The sequence below is a fragment of the Curtobacterium sp. VKM Ac-1393 genome (assembly GCF_015350995.1).
Lineage (GTDB): Bacteria > Actinomycetota > Actinomycetes > Actinomycetales > Microbacteriaceae > Curtobacterium.
In genome coordinates, this window is record NZ_JADKRW010000001.1 from 303731 (window position 1) to 322069 (window position 18339).

Here is an 18339-nt window from a genome sequence, read left to right on the forward strand (position 1 = left end):
GACCCCGAATCGACGACGAACCGGAGTGCGGCAATGACGCCACGACCACGACCCATCTCCAGACGACAGCTCCTGGGCTTCGGCATCGGCACGGCGGCGGCAGGGCTGCTCGCCGGCTGTGCGGTCCCCGGCTCCACCAACGTGAACAAGGCCGCTCTCGTGCCGGCCGCCGCGTCGGGCGAGACCGTCCAGCTCACGTACTGGGCCTGGCTGAAGGACCTGCAGAAGGTCTGCGACGTCTGGAACAAGACCCACCCGCACATCCAGGTGTCGGCGAACTGGATCCCTGGCGGCAACAGCGGCGGGTACCAGAAGATGTACTCCGCGCTCGCGGCCGGCGGCGGTCCGGACATCGGGCAGGTCGAGCTCCGGCAGATCCCCGAGTTCATGCTCGCCAACGGCCTGGTCGACCTCGCCCGCTACGGCGCGAAGGACTTCCAGTCGAAGTACGACGAGGCAGCTTGGGCGCAGGTGTCCTTCGTGGACGGCGTCTACGGCATCCCGCAGGACACCGGCCCGATGGGGTTCTACTACCAGACCGCGATCCTCGAGCAGGCCGGCGGCGAACCCCCGACGACCTGGGACGAGTGGCGCGACCTGGCCGAGAAGGTCCGGAAGACCGGCAAGCAGAACTACCTCGAGGTGTTCCCGGTCGCCGACGCCTCGCCGTTCGCCGCGTACGCGCAGCAGGCCGGCGCGCGCTGGTTCAAGGTCGACGGTGACGAGTGGGTCGTCGACATGACCGACGACAAGACCCTGATGGTGGCGGACTTCTTCGACGGGGTGATCGACGACGGGCTCGTCGACACCAGCGCCGGTGCCTACTCCCCCGGGTGGTACGCCTCGGCCGCGAGCGGCAAGATCGCCGCCGTGACGAGCGCGAGCTGGGGCGACGCCCTGATCGAGTCCGTGCAGGGCGGCGAGGGCAAGTGGAAGGTCGCGAAGATGCAGACCTGGGGCGACACCGGTTTCGGGTCCAGCGCGATCGGCGGTTCGACGGCAGCGGTCCTGGCGAACGCGAAGCACCCGAAGGAGGCGCTCGAGTTCATCACGTGGATGACCACCTCGAAGGAGGGCATCGACGCCATGATCGAGCACTGCGGCATCGGGTGGTCCCCCGCGGTCGACTACATCGGCGCCCAACGCGAGAAGCCGAGCAAGTGGTTCTCCGGCCAGAACTACAACGAGGACGTCTTCGTGCCGGCCTCGCAGGAGCAGAACATCGACTGGTCGTGGTCGCCGGTGACGCAGTCGGCCTTCACGAGCCTGCAGAACCAGTTCCGCCGCAAGCTCACCTCCGGCCTCAAGCTCTCCGATGCGGTCGAGCTCGCCCAGAAGGAGATCGTCCAGTCCTTCAAGGACAAGGGCCTCAGCGTCAGGACGGCACGATGAGCCAGCAGACCAGCACACGACCCGCCTTCCGCACGAGCACGAAGGCCACGAGTGCGCAGAAGCGCGCCCCGTGGATCCTGCTCGCGCCGTTCCTGGCCCTGTTCCTGCTGACGTTCATCATCCCGATCATCAGCGCCCTGTTCCAGTCGTTCACCACCGTCGACCGCGAGGGCCTGTTCGGCGAGGACGGCGTCGTCGGCAGGTTCGCCGGGTTCGACAACTACGCGATCGCGCTGCAGGACTCCGGCTTCGTCGCCTCGATCGGCCGCATGCTGCTCTTCGGCATCGTGCAGGTCCCGGTGATGATCATCGCCTGCACGATCCTCGCGCTGCTGCTCGAGTCGGCGAGCGCCCGCTGGCCGGGCTTCTTCCGTGCGATCTACTTCATGCCGTACGGCGTCCCCGGCGTCATCGCGACGATCCTGTGGTCGTTCCTGTACGTGCCCGGCCTGTCGCCGATCGTGTCCCTGCTGCAGTCGATGGGGCTGCAGCCGGACTTCCTCGGCGCCAACAGCGTGCTGTGGTCGATCGCGAACATCGTCACGTGGACCTACACCGGCTACAACATGCTCATCATCGTGGCGCAGCTGAAGTCGATCCCCGGCGAGGTGTACGAGGCCGCGAAGATGGACGGCGCCGGCCCCTTCCAGGTCGCGTGGCGGATCCAGATTCCGCTCATCGCCCCGGCCCTGGTGCTGACGACGGTGTTCTCGATCATCGGCACGCTGCAGCTCTTCGCAGAGCCGCAGATCCTGTCCACGGTCGCCCCGGCGATCGACACCGAGTACACGCCGAACTACGCCGCCTACACGAACGCGTTCGCGTTCAACGAGTACGGCGTCGCGAGTGCGCAGGCGGTCATCATCGCGCTGGCCGCGTTCATCCTGTCGTTCGCGTTCCTCGCGTTGACGAACCGCGCGCCGAAGGACGAGCGCGACCGGCGCAAGCGCGCCAAGCGTGACGGCCGGGAGGCCCGCGCCGCGCTCCAGACGCGCGCTGCGGCGGGCCGTACGGTCACCACCCAGGCCGCACCGAGCCTCCAGACCGGGTCCGGTCCGGACCACGGCACCACCGTCACGAAGGGGGCGGACGCATGACCGTCGAAGCACCGACCAAGCGGCCGGCAGAGCCGGTCGACACCACGTCGATCTCGGCGCACCAGCGCCGCAAGCTCGACCGGTCCCCGCGCTCGCAGATCGTCGTGACGGGCATCCTCGTCGTCGTCGCGCTGTACTTCCTCGTCCCGCTGTACTGGGTCGTCATCGCCGCGACGAAGACCACCGGCGCGCTGTTCTCGACGAACGGGTTCTGGTTCGGCGGCGAGTTCGCGCTGTGGAGCAACCTGCAGCAGGTGTTCACCTACGACGGCGGCATCTTCGTCCGGTGGATCGCGAACAGCATCCTGTACTCCGGCGTCGGTGCGGTCCTGGCGACCTACTTCGCCGCAGCGGGCGGCTACGCCCTGGCGAAGTACGACTTCAAGGGTCGGCAGTTCGTGTTCGGCACGATCCTCGGTGGTGTGCTCGTGCCGGGGACCGCGACGGCGTTGCCGCTGTTCCTGCTGTTCTCGACGCTGGGCTTGACCGACACGTACTGGAGCGTGCTCATCCCGAGTCTCGTCTCCCCGTTCGGCCTGTTCCTGTGCCGGGTGTACGCCGCGGCGTCGGTGGACACCACGCTCCTCGAGCAGGCACGCATCGACGGTGCCAGCGAGCTCCGGATCTTCCACACCGTCGTGCTCCGCCAGATGACCCCGGCCCTGGTGACCGTCTTCCTGTTCCAGGTCGTCGGCATCTGGAACAACTTCTTCCTGCCGCTCATCATGCTGGCCGACCAGAAGCTGTACCCGATCACACTGGGACTGAACAACTGGCGCTCGCAGGTCGACCGCCTGCCGGAGTTCTACCAGCTCACCACCGGCGGGGTGCTCGTCTCGGTCATCCCGCTCGTCATCGCCATCATCGTCCTGCAGCGCTTCTGGCGCGGGGGCCTCACGGAAGGATCGGTCAAGGGTTGACCAACTCCGCACTCGACGACCTCCACTCGACCTCGCCGGGTTCGGCATCACGGCTCCCCCCGCGGGCCGCGCTCCACACCGACGCACCCTCGCTGTCGCTGAACGGCGACTGGCGCTTCCGGTGGTCGCCGGTCGCCTCGGTGTCCGACGCGTTCGCCACCGACGCCGCCGTGGACGACGACCCCGCGTGGGGCGAGCTGCCGGTGCCGTCGCACTGGGTGCTGCACGGGCACGGGTCGCCGAGCTACACGAACCTGCAGTACCCGTTCCCGATCGACCCGCCGCACCCGCCGGACGAGAACCCCACCGGCGACCACCGCCGCTCGTTCGAGCTGCCGGCGTCGTTCGCGGCGGCAGGCCGGGTGCTGCTGCGGTTCGACGGGGTCGAGTCGCACTTCCGGGTGTGGCTGAACGGCACGCTCGTGGGCTGGTCGACCGGGTCCCGCCTGGCGACCGAGTTCGACGTCACCGAGCTGCTGCGACCGGGGTCGAACGACCTGGCCGTGCGGGTGCACCAGTGGTCGGCGGCCTCGTACCTGGAGGACCAGGACCAGTGGTGGCTGCCGGGGATCTTCCGCGACGTCACGCTGCTCGCCCGACCCACGGCGCCGATCGACGACCTGTTCGTGCGCGCCGGGTGGTCCGCCGTGCTGGGGAATGCTGCCAGCGCAGGCACGGCGGCGTCCGGTCGGCCCGCGACCGGCAGTGGGACGATCACGTTCCCGACGATGGACGCCGCCTTCCCGGTGCGGTTCGCGGTGCCCGACCTGGGTGTCGACGTGACCTGGGCGACGGCGGACGAGGTCGCGCCGATCGAGGTCGAGGGCGTCGAGCCGTGGAGCGCCGAGCTGCCGAAGCTGTACGACGCGACGGTGTCGACCGGCACCGACGCCGGGGGCGCGGAGGGCGGCGAGACGGTCTCGCTCCGGCTCGGCTTCCGCACCGTGTCGATCGAGGGCGACCGGTTCCTGGTGAACGGCGAGCGCGTGGTGTTCCACGGCGTGAACCGCCACGAGACCCACCCCGTGCGCGGTCGTGTCTTCGACGAGGAGCACGCCCGCGCGGACATGGCGCTCATGAAGCGCCACAACGTCAACGCGATCCGCACCTCGCACTACCCGCCGCACCCCCGCGTGCTCGACCTGGCCGACGAGCTCGGCTTCTGGGTGATCCTGGAGACCGACCTCGAGACGCACGGGTTCATCTTCACCGACTGGGTCGGCAACCCCTCGGACGACCCCGCATGGCAGGACGCCTACCTCGACCGCGTCGCACGCACCGTCGAGCGGGACAAGAACCACCCGTCCATCGTGATGTGGTCGCTCGGCAACGAGTCCGGCACCGGCCGGAACCTCGCGGCGATGTCGCAGTGGGTGCACGACCGCGACCCCGAGCGCCCGGTGCACTACGAGGGCGACTACACGGGCGAGTACACCGACGTGTACTCGCGGATGTACCCGTCGCTGCAGGAGACCGAGTCCATCGGTGGCGGCACCCCGACTCCCCTGCTCGGGTGCGGCCCGGCCGAGGCAGCACGGCAGCGCTCGAAGCCGTTCATCCACTGCGAGTACGTGCACGCCATGGGCAACGGCCCGGGCCAGATCGCCGAGTACGAGGCCCTGGTCGACCGGTACCCGCGCCTGCACGGCGGGTTCGTCTGGGAGTGGCGTGACCACGGGCTCCTGGCGCAGACGGCGTCCGGCGAGGACTACTACGCCTACGGCGGCGACTTCCACGAGGTCGTGCACGACGGCAACTTCGTGATGGACGGCCTGGTGTTGCCCGACGATTCCCCCACCCCGGGGCTCGCCGAGTTCGCGGCCGTCGTCGCCCCGATCCGCCTGGCGGTGTCGGAGACCACGATCCTGGTCGAGAACCGGTACCACTCGGCCTCGACCGCGGGGCTGCGGTTCTGCTGGACCCTGTCGCGGAACGGCGTCGTCGAGGCTTCTGGTCGGTTCGCGGCCGGCGTGGTGGCCGCCCGCGAGTCGGCGACGGTCCCGGTACCGTCCGAGGTGCTCGACGCTGCCGCGGCCGAACTCGCACCCGGCGACGAACTCTGGCTCGACCTGACCGCCGAACTGGCGGGCCCGACCGCGTGGGCGGACACCGGCCACGTCGTCGCACGCACCCAGCGGCTCGTCGCGAGCCGTGTGGCGGACGCACCACGGGCCTCCCGACAGGGGTGGGTCGGCGACCGTCTCGGTGACGGGACGTTCTCGGACCGCGGCGACCTGGTGTCCTGGAAGGGCCACGAGGTCGCCGGGCCCCGCCTCGAGCTCTGGCGTGCGCCGACCGACAACGACCGGCTGGCGTCGCAGGGCGGCTACGAGACGGCGGACCCGGTGCTGACGCACGGTGTCGGCGACCCGGACGCTCCGCCGTCGGCCTCGCGCTGGCGGGACCGTGGACTGGACCGGCTGACGCACCGGCTGGTGTCTGTGGCACGGACCGACTCCGGTCTGGAGCAGCGGGTGCGGGTCGCGGCGGCGAACAGCGGGTGGGGCCTCGATGTCACACACCGCTGGACCCTCGCCGAGCAAGGGCTCGTGCTGCAGACCGACGCGGTGCCGTTCGGCGCGTGGGACGTCACCTGGCCGCGGATCGGGGTGCGGTTCGACCTGCCGGCCGGGTTGGCCGACGAGACGGCCACGTGGTTCGGGACCGGGCCGCTGGAATCGTATGCCGATTCGAGCGCTGCAGCCCGGGTCGGTCGGTTCACCGCGCCGGTGCGGTCGCTCGGGGTCGAGTACTCGCGGCCGCAGGAGACCGGGCACCGGCCGTTGTTGCGGGAGCTGTCGGTCGGGCCGTTCACGGTGTCGACCGTGGGGTCGCACCGTGCGGGGTTCACCCTGTCACCGTGGACCGCGCAGCAGATCGACCGCGCTGAGCACCCGTACGAGCTGCCGACGTCGGACCACCTGTACCTGTACCTCGATGCGGCGCAGCACGGGCTCGGCAGCCGGGCGTGCGGGCTCGACGTGCTGCCGGAGCACCAGCTCTGGCCGCAGGCCTTCAGCTGGAGCGTGTTGCTGGCGTAGGGCGGGGTCTGGTCTTCCGGAACCAGGTTCCGGACACAGCACCGCGCATCGGCGTGGTTCCGTGTCCGGAACCTGGTTTCGTCATTCCGTTCCGCGCGCCCCTACGCGCCCGCGGACAGGGCGCGCAGCGCCTCGGGGTCGGCCCCGTTCAGGAATGCCGTCAGGCGCTCGGGCTCCCCTGGCTCGCCGATCGCCTCGGCCGCACGGCGAAGGGCGAACAGGGCACGGAGGACGCCGCGGTTCGGCTCGTGCGACCACGGCACCGGACCGGCACCGCGCCACCCGGCCCCACGCAGGGCATCGAGCCCGCGGTGGTACCCGACGCGGGCGTAGGCGTACGACTCGAGCGCCGCGCCACGCTCCCAGGCCTCGTCGGCGAGCAGGGCCCACGCCAGGCTGGACGACGGGTGCGACACCACCACGCTGGCGACGGGCGCATCGGCGTCGAGCGCCGCGGTCACCTCGGGTTCAGCGGGCAGCAGGGTCGACGGGTTCGTCGAGGGGTTCGGCAACAGGTTCTCCGGCATGCTCCCAGCCTGTCATCCCTTGCGCGTCCCCGTGGCCGGGATTACCGTGGGAGGCACCTCGTCGTCATCACGAGGCCCCCGGGGCGGGAGACCGACCGGCGGCACGGATGGCGGTCACGGGGGTCCCCGACGGAAGAAGACGGATTGCTGTCGATCACCGGTTCTGCTCAGCCCACGCGCTGACACCGTGATCGCGCGCCCTCCGTCGGGCGCTCCACCGCACAGCGGTGGCTGCGGTGTCGTGCGCCCAGCATCGACACCTCCGGAGGCACTCCCATGCCCAGCAGTCCATCCGTCGTCCTGCACGACGTCACCTTCACCTGGCCCGACGGCACCGTCGCGCTCGACCACCTCACCGCCGCCTTCGGGCGTGGCCGGACCGGCCTGGTCGGGAGGAACGGGGCCGGCAAGTCCACGCTGGTCCGGCTCGCGACCGGCCGGCTCCACCCCACGTCGGGCACCATCGCGACGTCCGGCCCCGTCGACCACCTGCCGCAACGCCTTGCAACCGGAAACGACGACGCCGTCGCCGATCTGCTCGGCATCCGGTCGACGCTCACCGCGCTCCGGGCCGTCCTGTCCGGTGACGCGACGCCCGAGCACTTCGAGGCGGTCGGCGACGACTGGGACCTCGAGGAGCGGGCCGCCGCCGCCATCGCGAGCGTCGGACTCGACGGCGCCGACCTGGAGCGCCCGGTGTCGACGCTGTCCGGCGGGCAGTCCGTGCTCGTCGCCGTCGCCGGGGTGCGGTTGCGCGGCCGTCCGATCGCGTTCCTCGACGAACCGACGAACAACCTCGACCGCCGGGCCCGAGGGCTCCTGCTCGACCTGGTCGACGACTGGCGCGGCACCCTCGTGGTGGTGAGCCACGACCGGGAGCTCCTCGAGCACGTCGACGAGGTGGCAGAGCTCCGCGCCGGCGCGATGACCGTGTTCGGTGGGACGTTCAGCGCGTTCGAGGAACACGTGGCCGTGCAGCAGGCCGCCGTCGAACGCGAGATCCGGGTCGCCGAGCAGCGGCACCGCACCGAGAAACGGCAGCGCATCGAGGCCGAGACGAAGATCGCCCGGCGAGCGCGCGCCGGGGTGAAGGCCGTCGAGAACATGCCGAAGGGCTACGCGAACGAGCTGCGGAAGAAGGGCGAGCAGACCGCCGGCCGGCTGCGCGTCGGGTACGCCGACGACGAGGCGGCTGCGCTCGCGACCAAGCGCGAGGCCGAACTCCGGCTGCGCGACGACGAGTCCATCCACGTCACGCTGCCCGACCCGGACGTGCCGGCGTCACGGCAGATCGCCACCGTGACGGTGCGCGGGCGGGACGTGATCGTGCAGGGGCCGGAGCGGATCGCCGTCACCGGGGACAACGGCGTCGGCAAGTCGACGCTGCTCGAACAGCTCGTCGACGCCCCGGAGGCCCGGGAGCACCCGTTGCCGGAGACCGCGGCCATCGCCCACGTCGACCGGATCGCGTACCTGCCGCAGCGGAAGGACACCCTCGACGACACCGCCACGGTGCTCGACAACGTGCGCCGGGACGCCCCGCACGTCCCCGTCGCCGAGGTCCGGAACCGACTCGCGAAGTTCCTGGTGCGCGGGGACACCGTCGACCGACCGGCCGGGGCGCTGTCCGGCGGGGAACGGTTCCGGGTGGCGCTCGCGGCCCTGGTGCTGGCGGACCCGCCACCGCAGCTGCTGGTGCTCGACGAGCCGACGAACGACCTCGACCTGACCAGTGTCGACCAGCTCGTCGACGCCCTGCGGGCCTACCGCGGAGCGCTCGTCGTGGTCAGCCACGACGAGACGTTCCTCGATCGGCTCGACCTCGACGAACGGATCGAGCTGCGGTGAGGAAAGGCCCGCAGCGCCGTCAGCGCCGTCGGGTCGGTCGGATCGCGAGCGACTCGACGGTGCCGCGCTCGGGCAGGTCGACGACGGTCCGGACCGCCGCGGCGACGTCCTCCGGTGCCAGGTAGTACGCGGTGTCGTAAGACTCCCCGAGCTTCTCGGTCAGCGCCCGCTGCATGTCCGAGTCCGTCCGACCAGGGTGCACGCTCGACACCCGCACGCCGTTCGCCCGCTCTTCTTCGCGCAGAGCGTCGGCGAAGGCCCGGAGCGCGAACTTCGACGCCGCGTACACGCCACCGCCGGGGCCGGAGTGGAACCCCGAGCCGCTGTTGATCGGCACGACGATTCCCCGTGCCGCCCGGAGTGCCGGCAGCGCCAGCCGGGTGAGCTCGGCGACCGCGAACACGTTCGTGGCGAAGACCTGCTTCCACACGGCACGCGGGGTGTCCGCGACGGTGGTGCCCTGCTCGACGCCGGCGGAGTGCACGAGCACGTCGAGCCGGTCGGGCAGCGCTGGCATGTCCCCCGCACCGAGGTCGCCGACGAACGGCGCAGCACTCGGCAGCTCGGCGACCAGGGCGGCCACCGCCTCGGCGTTCCGCCCGCCCACGAACACGTGGTGGGTGCGGCCGAGGTCGGTCGCGATCGCGCGGCCGATGCCGCGGGTGGCACCGGTCACCAGGGCGACCGGACGATCTGCGTGTGTGGAAGTCGTCACGTGAGCCAGCCTACGGAAGCCGAGCCGGGCCTCCCGTCCGGTTCCGCGATCTGTGGAGAACCGTCACCGCGACGACCGCGACGACCAGCAGGACGGCCACCGCCGCGATGCCCCACGGCGAGCCGGCGAGCGCGGCGACGACCGCCCAGAACACCGCGAGCCCGACGGTGGCGTAGAGGAAGGCCCACGCCACGCAGCCCGGCACCATCGCGATCGTGTAGCGCCACCACGCCACCCGGGCCAGTCCGGCGGCCGCGTTCATCACCGTCTGCAGCCCCACCACCACGAAGCTCACCGTGACCACCGGCAATCCCCAGCGTTCGAGGAGCGCCGAGCCGCGGCGGACCGCCGGCGAGTGCAGCCAGCCGCCCCAGCGGGAGCGCGAGGCGCCCGTCACGGCGAGCCGCGCGACCCAGTACGTGGCCTGCGCGCGGCAGAACACGATCACGAGGAGCGCGAGGACGAGCTGCCAGAACGGCAGCCCGTCGAGGAAGGCGGGCACGGTCGCACCGTAGCGCCTCCGTCCGGAGGAACGCCTCGGGCGTCAGTCGCCGTCGGCGCCCTGGCGGATCCTGATCCCCTCGAGCACGTCCTGCGCCCGCTTCTCGTCCTGCTTCTCGATCTGGCGGGTGTCGCGCTCGGGCAGCTGGATGTCCTCCTCCGCCCGGATGCCGGCCTGCAGCTGACGGCCGCGCTCGAGCTCGGCGTCGAACTCGGCGCCGAAGAGCAGCGCGTTGTTCGTGATCCAGATCCACAGCAGGAACACGATGACGCCACCGAGGGAGCCGTACGTGGCGTTGTAGTTCGAGAAGTTGCCGACGTAGAAGCCGAACCCGACGCTCGCGATGATCCAGATGAGGAGCGCGAGGATCGACCCGCCGCTGACCCAGGTGAACTTCGGCTGCTGCACGTTCGGTGACCAGTAGTAGAGCACTGCGACGGTGACGATCGCGATGATCAGCAGGATCGGCCACTGCACGATGAGCAGCACGGTCGCGGCGACGTCGCCGAGGCCGATGACGTCACCGAAGCTGCGCGCCAGCGGGCCGGAGACGAGCACGAGCAGTCCGAGCACGAGCAGCACGACGGTGACGAGCGTGACGCCGAGCATGGTCGGGCGGAGCTTCCAGATCGGCCGGCCTTCGCGGACGTTGTAGATCCGGTTCATCGCACGGCCGAAGGCGCCGACGTACCCGGAGGCCGACCAGAGCGCGCCGACGAGACCGACGATGAACGTGACCGGTGCCGCGGGCGAGCGGACGAGTCCCTCGATCGGGTCCTGGAGCAGGTCCGCGACCTGGCCGCCGCCGACGTTGCGGACGACGTCGAGCAGCGACGTGATGGTGTCCGACGGGTTGGACACGAGACCGAGGATGGAGACGATCGCCAGCAGCCCGGGGAAGAGCGCGAGCACCGTGTAGTAGGTCAGGCTCGCCGCGAGGTCGGTGCACTGGTCGCTGGAGAACTCGCGCAGGGTCTTCTTGAGCGTGTAGACGAGCGTCGGCTTCTTCAGGTCGGTGGGGCTGTCCGGCTTCCGGGAGTCGTCCGGGTCCGGCTTCTGCTGGTCCTGTGCCATCGGACTACCCTCGCGCCTTCAGTGCCTGCTTCGACCGCTTCACCGCTGCCTTGCGGTTCTTGTTCGCCCGCCGCTGGACCGCGGCGATGCCGGTCTGCTGCTTCACGCGGGCTTTGTGCGCCGGGTCACGGTCCAGGGCCTGATCGGCGGCCTTCGCCCGGGCCTTGCGACCCTTGCGGCCGGACTGCGACTGCTCCTTCGCCGAGGGGCCGTCGCCGCGCGCACCGAACGGCAGCAGTGCGGTGAACGCCGAACTCGCCGGAGGCGTGGCCAGGTGCCCGGCGGGGCGGTTGCGGATCGCGATGCCCGTGATGATCGCCGCGATGCCGGTCAGGCCGGTGATGCCCATGGCCACGAGGGGCGTGGGGTCACGGTGCCAGCGCTGGCGGGTCTTCGCAGCGGCGAGACGCGCCCTGGCGGGCAGGTTCGCACGCCGCTTGAGCTCCGCGACGGTGTCGGTCATGCGCTCACGCGTGCGGACGTTCGCGAGTTCGAGCTCGGGGAGACTGTCCTTGGCCATTCCCCAGTTTCTACACGACGGCGGCCGGGTCGCGCCCAGATGGCCGCGGCGCGGCCACCCGGTCCGTGTCGGTCCCGCGGCATCGGGCGTGACCCCAGGGCGGACGGGAGGCCCGGTGCGGGCCCGCCACGGGTCTCCCGTCCGCCACGCGCGACGCTCAGGACGGGACGACGACGTCCTCGGGCTGGCCGCTGGCGGCCGACCGGGTGGCGGCCTCCATCAGCGCGAGGCTCCGCAGGTTGTCGCGGCCGCTCGTCGCCGGTGCCGGACCGCCCTCGACCGATCGGGCGAAGGCCTGCAGCCCGCCCTGGCGGTCGGTGTGCTCGAGCACGGGCAGCTCGACCGGCTCGGCCTCGTCGTCCTGGGTGCGGCGGAGGGTGACGACGTCGCCGTCGACGGCGTTCGGCGCACCGTCGCGGCTGGTGAACCAGAGTTCGCCGTCCTCGCCCTGGATGCTCCACTCGCCGGCCCATGCCGTGCGGGGTCCACGGCTCAGCCAGCTGCCCCGGTAGCTGACGACCAGGCCACCGTCGAGCTCGATGATCATCGAGGCGATGGCCTCGTCCTGGTACTTGCTGTACGAGGGGAACGTGGCCTTGGCGAAGACCCGGACGGCCTCTTGCCCGGTGACCATCCGCAGCAGGTCGAAGTGGTGGATGGCCATGTCGTTGATCATGGCGTGCGGGAACCGGTAGTGCGGGTGCTCCTCGAACGCCAGGTCGTTGTCCCACTGCCGGAAGTCGATGTTGATCGCGGAGAGCTCGCCGACCACGTCCGCCTCGAGCATCTCCTGGACGACGCGGGGTGCCGGGTACCAACGGTAGTTCTGGCTGACCTGCAGCACGAGGCCGAGTTCCTCGGCACGGCGCACCGCGGTGACGGCTTCGTCGGTGGTGTTCGCGAACGGCTTCTCGACCAGGACGTGCTTGCCGGCCTCAAGCGCTTCGAGTGCGAGCGGCACGTGCGTGACGGCGGGGGCGGTGATGACGACGGCGTCGGCCTCGACCCCGGCGAGCGCCTCGGTGAGGGACGCGAACGCGGCGGAGGCCGGGAGCCCGAGGTCCTGCTGCACTGCCTTCAGCGTCGCCGGCACCGGATCGACGAGCCCGACCACCTCGACTTCGGACACCTCTGGGATGGCGGTGCGGGCCCAGTTGCCGCCCCACCCGCCGAGACCGACGTGGATGATCCGGACCGTCATGCGTGCACTCCTTCGTGGCTGCGGCGTCACGACTCCCGTGGCGCGTCCGACCAGTCTGTCAGTGCTGCGCGCGGCGGGCGGCGGGCGCAGCCGGCGTCGAGGTTCCACGACTCGCCGCCCGTGTGGCGTCGAGGTTCCACAGACCGCGGCTGGCGAGGGCGAGATGCCGAGATTTCGGAACCTCGACGGGCCGGGCCGGGGCGGGAGCGCGCGGCGCTCAGTGCGTGAAGGCGTAGGCGATGAGCGCCATCGTCACGATGAACCCGGCCAGGTAGTTGATCCAGAGGAACCGCTTCCACCCGGCGTTCGCGGCCTCGGCGCCCTGATCCGTGATGTTCCACCACGGCAGCACGTTGAGCGCGTACGGGATCACCACGACGGCGGCGATCGGCCCGGGGAACGCCGAGAACAGCAGTGCGACGCCGGCGACCAGGTACGCGACGAACGCCAGGCGCACCGTGGCCCGTGCACCGATGACGGTCGCGACGGACCCGATGCCGCCGGCTCGGTCGGCCAGGACGTCCTGCACCGCGCCGAACGCGTGCGAGGCGACCCCCCACAGGAAGAACGCGATGCACACGGCGACGAGCTGTCCGGTCCAGTGCGGGCCGGCGAGCGCCAGTCCGTAGATCGCGGGCGAGACGAAGTGGGTCGACGAGGTCAGGGAGTCGAGGAACGGCTTCTCCTTGAACCGCAGCCCCGGCGCCGAGTACGCGATGACGGCGAAGACGCTGATCGCGAGGACGAGCCACGACCACGGCCCGTTGCCGCTCACCGCTCCGAGCACGACGAGCGCGACCAGGAACGGCACGTTCGTGACGACGACCGCCCAGAGCGTGGTGCGGTGCACGCTCTTGTCGAGCAGCGCCCCCTCGACACCGCCCTTGCGCGGGTTCCGCAGGTCGGACTCGTAGTCGAAGACGTCGTTGATGCCGTACATCGCCAGGTTGTAAGGCACCAGGAAGTACACGACGCCGACCAGGAACGCGAGGAGCGAGAACCCGCCGCCGCCCTCGACGCCGACCCCGCTGCCGAGCAGGTACGCGGCCCCGAACGGGTAGGCGGTGTTCACCCAACTGATCGGCCGTGACGACACGAACAGCGCGCGCAGGGTCGACGGCCTGGAGGCGGTGCTGGCGTTCACTTCGTGTCCTCCGCTGGTGCTGGGGTCGGTTCGGGCGCGGGGCGCGCGCCGGTCCGGTCGAACAGGACCCACAGGCTGGGCAGCAGCACGATGGCGGACATCGCGTAGGCGAGGTCCTCGACCGGGATCGCACCGATCTTCGCACCGCTGATGAGCGAGGGGTCGTAGGCGACGATGCGCAGGGTCACGATGACGTTGTCGAACACGATCGTCATCACCAGGAGCGCGATGCCGGCGATCACGGACGTGAGCACCGCGACCCGACGCCCGGCTGCGGGCCGCCGACCGGCAGCGCGGGCTCGACGGGCGGCGACGACACCGGCGACGACGGCGACGACGGCCGTGATGCCGAAGAACGGCAGGGCGAGGAGCCCGTACGCACCGGGGCCGTTCACGAGCGCCGCCGTCCGAGGGACCGCTGCACGACGGGTCGGACGAACCCGATCAGGTCCATCGTCGAGTAGCAGAGCAGCAGCAGGAAGAAGAGTTCCTCGAGCGGGACCTCCGGGGCGAGCAGTACCCCGGTCAGCAGGTTCTGCGGCCCGATGAAGAAGATGCCAGACGCGACGCCGGCGACGTCCCACACCATGAAGAACGCCACGCCGACGACCATCACCGCAGCCGCCCGCCACGGCGCTCGCCAGAAGAACAGCCGGAAGCGGGCGTCGAGCACGGTCATGCCGATCAGCGATACGACCAGGCCGGCGAGGTACAGCCCCGGCATCAGACGGTGCCGGCCCGGTTCCGCGGGGTGCCGAGCGGCGTCGGCAGCGGCTCGGTGCTCGTGTCGCCGTGGATCCGCTTGAGCAGGACCTCTGCGCTGATCAGGCACATCGGCAGACCGATTCCGGGAATGGTCGAGGCTCCGGCGTAGTACAGCCCCTCGACCTTGGCCGACGCGTTCTTCTCGCGGAAGAACGCGCTCTGCTTGAGGGTGTGCGCCGGGCCGAGCATCGACCCGTTCCACGCGTTGAGGTCGTCGGCGAAGTCGCGCGGCCCGATCGTCCGGCGCACGCGGATGCGGTCGCGCAGGTCGGGCACGCCGGCCCGCTCCGCCAGGACGTCGATCGCGCGGTCGGCGATCTGCTCGACCTCGAAGTCGCCGGCACCGTCGATGCCGCCCTTGCCGATGGACAGATCGGCGGGCAGCGGCACCAGGATGAACAGGTTGCTGGAGCCGCGGGGCGCGACGGACGGATCGGTCTCCGACGGCGCGCAGACGTAGATCGACGCGGGGTCCGGCGCGTGCCGGTCCTTGCCGAAGATCGCGCCGAAGTTCGCCTTCCAGTCTTCGGTGAACATCAGTGTGTGGTGCAGCAGCCCGGGCGTGGGACCGTCGATGCCGAGGTAGACGAGCACGGCGCTCGGCCCCGGGTCGCGGGTCTTCCAGTGCTCGGCGCCGTGGGTGCGGTGCTCGCGGTCGAGCAACTGCATCTCGGTGTGCTGCAGGTCGGCGGCACTCACGACCAGGTCGGCCGGGGCCGTGTGCTGCACGCCGTCGCGGTCGCGGTGCACGACCCCGGTGGCGACGCCGTGTTCGACGACGATCCGTTCGACCTTCGCGCCGGCGATGATCTTCGCGCCCTCGGCACGGGCCACCCGCTCGACCGCGGCGATCACCTCGGTGATGCCGCCCTTCGGGTAGAGCACCCCGTCGGCCAGGTCGAGGTGGCTCATCAGGTGGTACATGCTCGGAGCGGCATACGGGCTCGTGCCCAGGAACACCGCGGGGTAGCCGAGGATCTGCCACAACCGGCGGTCCTTCACCGCCGAGGCCGCGCGGGACGACAGCGGCTGGAGCAAGAGGCGCGCGAGCTTCGGCAGGCGACGCAGGACGTCGGGGGCCGCGAGCTTCGTGAGGTCTTGGAACGTCGTGTACAGGAACCGGCGCACGGCCATCGTGTAGGTGTCCTCAGCCGAGGCGAGGTACTTCCGGATCCGCTTGCCGGCACCGGGCTCGACCGATTCGAACAGCGCGATGTTCGCCTCGGCGTCGCCACGGAGGTCGATCGGCTCGTCGTGGCCCTCGCTGTACACGCGGTACCCGGGGTCGAGCTTCACGAGGTCGAGCTCGGCATCGGCCGAGGTGCCGAGCAGCTGGAAGAAGTGGTCGAACACCTCGGGCATGAGGTACCACGACGGCCCGGTGTCGAACCGGAAGCCGTCGCGCTCCCACGAGCCGGCACGGCCACCGAGCTGCGACCGCTGCTCGAGCACCGTCACGGCGAAGCCGTCCCGCGCGAGCAGCGCGGCGGACGCGAGTCCGCTGATGCCGCCGCCGATCACGACAGCGCGTCGGGCGGGCACCTTGCGCCGGGTGGTGGTGGCGGTTGCCGTCGGTCGGGAGGCGCGGGGCGGGGTCATGACGTTCCTCCTGACAGACGGGTGGTCGCCTTCGACCGCACGGGGGCGCGTCCGGCGAGCACCTGTGCGGCCAAGCGCGCCTTCACCGGGTTCGGGACGCGCACGCGCGTCGTCACCAGGCGCGTAGCCGGCGTGCGTGCGATGCGGTCGTTGAGTTCCTGGAACAGGGCGTGCGCGAGTCCGACCGCGTTGCGCGCGTCGACCGGCAGCAGCCGGATCGTCCGGGCCGCGTGGTCGAGGTCGGCCTGCACGTCGGCGACCAGGCGGTCCTTCGTGGCCTCGTCGAACGAGCGGATGTCCACCCCCGGGAAGTACGAGCGACCGAGCACCTCGAAGTCGGCGTGCAGGTCGCGCAGGAAGTTCACCTTCTGGAAGGCTGCGCCGAGCGCGCGCGCACCTGCGACGAGCTCCGTCTGGTCGAAGGTCGGGCGGCCGGCGCGGTACACGAACGCGCGCAGGCACATCAGCCCGACGACCTCGGCCGAGCCGTACACGTACGCGTCGAACGAGGCGTCGTCGTGCTCGGTGCGCTCGAGGTCCATCCGCATCGACGCGAAGAACGGCTTCGTGAGCTCCGCGCCGAACCCGGTGACCCTGGCGGTCCGGGCGAACGCGTGCACGACCGGGTTCACCGAGAAGCCGAACGCGATCGCGCGCTCGGTGTCGGCCTCGAGCTCGTCGAGGACCGTCCGTGCCAGCTCCGGGTCCAGCCCCGCCTCGGTCGCGGGACCGTCGACGACCTCGTCGGCGACGCGGACCAGGGCGTAGACGTTCCGGATGTGCTCGCGGGTGTCCTTGGCGAGCAGCCTGCTCGCCAGGCCGAACGACGTGGAGTACCGGTCGATGACGACGCGCGACGCCGCCTCGGCCGTGGCGTCGTACAGGGGGAGCCGGCCGGACGGCGCACTGCCGATCCGGGTGGTGTCCGTCGTCACCGGGCGCGCTCCACGAGTTCGGTCACGAGGCCCTCCAGGCGGTCGGCGAGGTCGTACGGCAGTCCGGACAGCTCGGCACGGGCGAGTGCGACGTGGTCGGCGATCCGGGACTCGGCTGCGGCTCGGGCACCGCAGGTGACCAGGGTCGCACGGAGTTCGGCCGCGCGCTCCTCGGTCAGGTCCGGGTCGCCGAGGTACGGGGCGATGTCCGGCCAGCAGTCGGTCGTGGCGGCGTACGCGATGAGCATCGTCCGCTTGCCCTCGCGCAGGTCCCCGAGCACGCTCTTGCCGGTCATGGTCTCGTCGCCGAACACCCCGAGCAGGTCGTCGACGATCTGGTACGCGATGCCGATCTCGCGGCCGAAGGCGCCGAGCGCGGTGACGACGGTCTCGGGCGCGCCGGCGAGGACGGCGCCGGACTGCAGCGGCGCCTCGAACGAGTACACGCTCGTCTTCGCGCGCTCCATCGCCAGGACCTCGTCCACCGTGGGCATCACGCCCAGGGCGAGGTCGACGTCGGTCATCTCCCCCGCGGCGCTGGCGAACACGGCCTCGTCGAGCAGTTCGAGCAGCCGGCCGCGACGCTCCCCCGTCACCCCGGCCGACTCGATGAAGCGCGGCGCGCCGGAGAGTGCGAGGTCACCGGCGATCACGGCGGCGCTCATGCCACGGTGCTCGGCGATCGGCAACGTCAGCCCGCCCGTGGTGCCGGCGTCGCGGTACGACCCGGCGACGTTGGGTTCCCCGCGGCGTGCCCAGTCGCGGTCGATGACGTCGTCATGCACCACCAGTGCGGTGTGCAGCAGTTCGTACGCGGCGGCCACGTGTGCCGCGGCGTGCACGTCGTCCCCGCCGAGGCCGAGGTACGCCGTGAGGACCATGCGGGGCCGGAACCGCTTGCCGCCCATGCTCGCCTTGCGGAGCACCCGCCAGAGTTCCTCGGACGGACGGCCGTACCGCGCAGCGCGGGCGGAGGACACGACGAAGAACCGCTCGAGACAGTCGTCGACGAGCGCGAGGTCGATGTGCGCCACGGTGGCCGCTTCCTCGGTCATTGGC

17 protein-coding genes are annotated in these 18339 nt (G+C 71.0%); 5 read left to right on the forward strand and 12 right to left on the reverse strand.

Annotated elements, in window-relative coordinates; genetic code table 11:
* Positions 1 to 33 precede the first annotated feature (33 nt).
* The 4 genes from ITJ59_RS01385 to ITJ59_RS01400 are packed head-to-tail and all read left to right on the forward strand — an operon-like array spanning position 34 to position 6450.
* On the forward strand, positions 34 to 1392 hold the full coding sequence (locus ITJ59_RS01385; RefSeq protein WP_194649361.1) for an extracellular solute-binding protein: 1359 nt from the start codon (positions 34 to 36) through the stop codon (positions 1390 to 1392).
* On the forward strand, positions 1389 to 2489 hold the full coding sequence (locus tag ITJ59_RS01390; protein WP_194649362.1) for a carbohydrate ABC transporter permease: 1101 nt from the start codon (positions 1389 to 1391) through the stop codon (positions 2487 to 2489). Before ITJ59_RS01385 ends, ITJ59_RS01390 begins: the two co-directional genes overlap by 4 nt.
* Positions 2486 to 3409: a carbohydrate ABC transporter permease gene (locus ITJ59_RS01395; protein ID WP_228510744.1), complete on the forward strand. Its 924-nt coding sequence runs from the start codon at positions 2486 to 2488 to the stop codon at positions 3407 to 3409. The genes ITJ59_RS01390 and ITJ59_RS01395 overlap by 4 nt, the downstream gene beginning before the upstream one ends.
* Positions 3406 to 6450, forward strand: coding sequence for a glycoside hydrolase family 2 TIM barrel-domain containing protein (locus ITJ59_RS01400; protein WP_194649363.1), 3045 nt, complete (start codon positions 3406 to 3408; stop codon positions 6448 to 6450). The genes ITJ59_RS01395 and ITJ59_RS01400 overlap by 4 nt, the downstream gene beginning before the upstream one ends.
* A 101-nt stretch (positions 6451 to 6551) precedes the next feature.
* Here the strand turns inward: ITJ59_RS01400 and ITJ59_RS01405 are convergent, their stop codons facing one another.
* A complete protein-coding gene (locus tag ITJ59_RS01405; protein ID WP_194649364.1) occupies positions 6552 to 6977 on the reverse strand; it encodes a DUF3151 domain-containing protein in 426 nt (141 codons plus the stop codon).
* Positions 6978 to 7253: 276 nt separating this feature from the next.
* Here ITJ59_RS01405 and ITJ59_RS01410 point away from each other — a divergent pair, with 276 nt between their 5' ends.
* Positions 7254 to 8825 (forward strand): ABC-F family ATP-binding cassette domain-containing protein, encoded by a 1572-nt coding sequence (locus ITJ59_RS01410; protein ID WP_194649365.1) that lies wholly within the window; start codon positions 7254 to 7256, stop codon positions 8823 to 8825.
* A 19-nt stretch (positions 8826 to 8844) separates the two neighbouring features.
* Here ITJ59_RS01410 and ITJ59_RS01415 read toward each other — a convergent pair whose 3' ends face one another.
* The 11 genes from ITJ59_RS01415 to ITJ59_RS01465 form a co-directional block, all read right to left on the reverse strand.
* A complete protein-coding gene (locus ITJ59_RS01415; protein WP_194649366.1) occupies positions 8845 to 9540 on the reverse strand; it encodes an SDR family oxidoreductase in 696 nt (231 codons plus the stop codon).
* Positions 9541 to 9550: 10 nt separating this feature from the next.
* A complete protein-coding gene (locus tag ITJ59_RS01420) occupies positions 9551 to 10042 on the reverse strand; it encodes a DedA family protein (RefSeq protein ID WP_194649367.1) in 492 nt (163 codons plus the stop codon).
* A gap of 42 nt (positions 10043 to 10084) precedes the next feature.
* Positions 10085 to 11116: a YihY/virulence factor BrkB family protein gene (locus ITJ59_RS01425; RefSeq protein WP_194649368.1), complete on the reverse strand. Its 1032-nt coding sequence runs from the start codon at positions 11114 to 11116 to the stop codon at positions 10085 to 10087.
* A 4-nt stretch (positions 11117 to 11120) separates the two neighbouring features.
* Positions 11121 to 11636 carry a hypothetical protein gene (locus ITJ59_RS01430; protein WP_194649369.1) on the reverse strand — a complete coding sequence of 172 codons (516 nt, stop codon included), beginning with the start codon at positions 11634 to 11636 and terminating at the stop codon, positions 11121 to 11123.
* 157 nt (positions 11637 to 11793) lie between these two features.
* Positions 11794 to 12837, reverse strand: coding sequence for a Gfo/Idh/MocA family protein (locus tag ITJ59_RS01435; RefSeq protein ID WP_194649370.1), 1044 nt, complete (start codon positions 12835 to 12837; stop codon positions 11794 to 11796).
* A gap of 217 nt (positions 12838 to 13054) precedes the next feature.
* Entirely contained in the window at positions 13055 to 13981 is a 927-nt protein-coding gene (locus ITJ59_RS01440) for a prenyltransferase (protein ID WP_194649371.1), read from the reverse strand.
* Positions 13978 to 14376, reverse strand: coding sequence for a lycopene cyclase domain-containing protein (locus ITJ59_RS01445; protein ID WP_194649372.1), 399 nt, complete (start codon positions 14374 to 14376; stop codon positions 13978 to 13980). The genes ITJ59_RS01440 and ITJ59_RS01445 overlap by 4 nt, the downstream gene beginning before the upstream one ends.
* Positions 14373 to 14705, reverse strand: coding sequence for a lycopene cyclase domain-containing protein (locus ITJ59_RS01450; protein ID WP_194649373.1), 333 nt, complete (start codon positions 14703 to 14705; stop codon positions 14373 to 14375). The genes ITJ59_RS01445 and ITJ59_RS01450 overlap by 4 nt, the downstream gene beginning before the upstream one ends.
* On the reverse strand, positions 14705 to 16345 hold the full coding sequence (gene crtI / locus ITJ59_RS01455; protein WP_228510746.1) for a phytoene desaturase family protein: 1641 nt from the start codon (positions 16343 to 16345) through the stop codon (positions 14705 to 14707). Before crtI ends, ITJ59_RS01450 begins: the two co-directional genes overlap by 1 nt.
* Complete coding sequence (locus ITJ59_RS01460) at positions 16342 to 17280, reverse strand: phytoene/squalene synthase family protein (protein ID WP_323749363.1); 939 nt, start codon at positions 17278 to 17280, stop codon at positions 16342 to 16344. The genes crtI and ITJ59_RS01460 overlap by 4 nt, the downstream gene beginning before the upstream one ends.
* Positions 17277 to 18335, reverse strand: coding sequence for a polyprenyl synthetase family protein (locus ITJ59_RS01465; RefSeq protein ID WP_194649374.1), 1059 nt, complete (start codon positions 18333 to 18335; stop codon positions 17277 to 17279). The genes ITJ59_RS01460 and ITJ59_RS01465 overlap by 4 nt, the downstream gene beginning before the upstream one ends.
* Positions 18336 to 18339 lie beyond the last annotated feature (4 nt).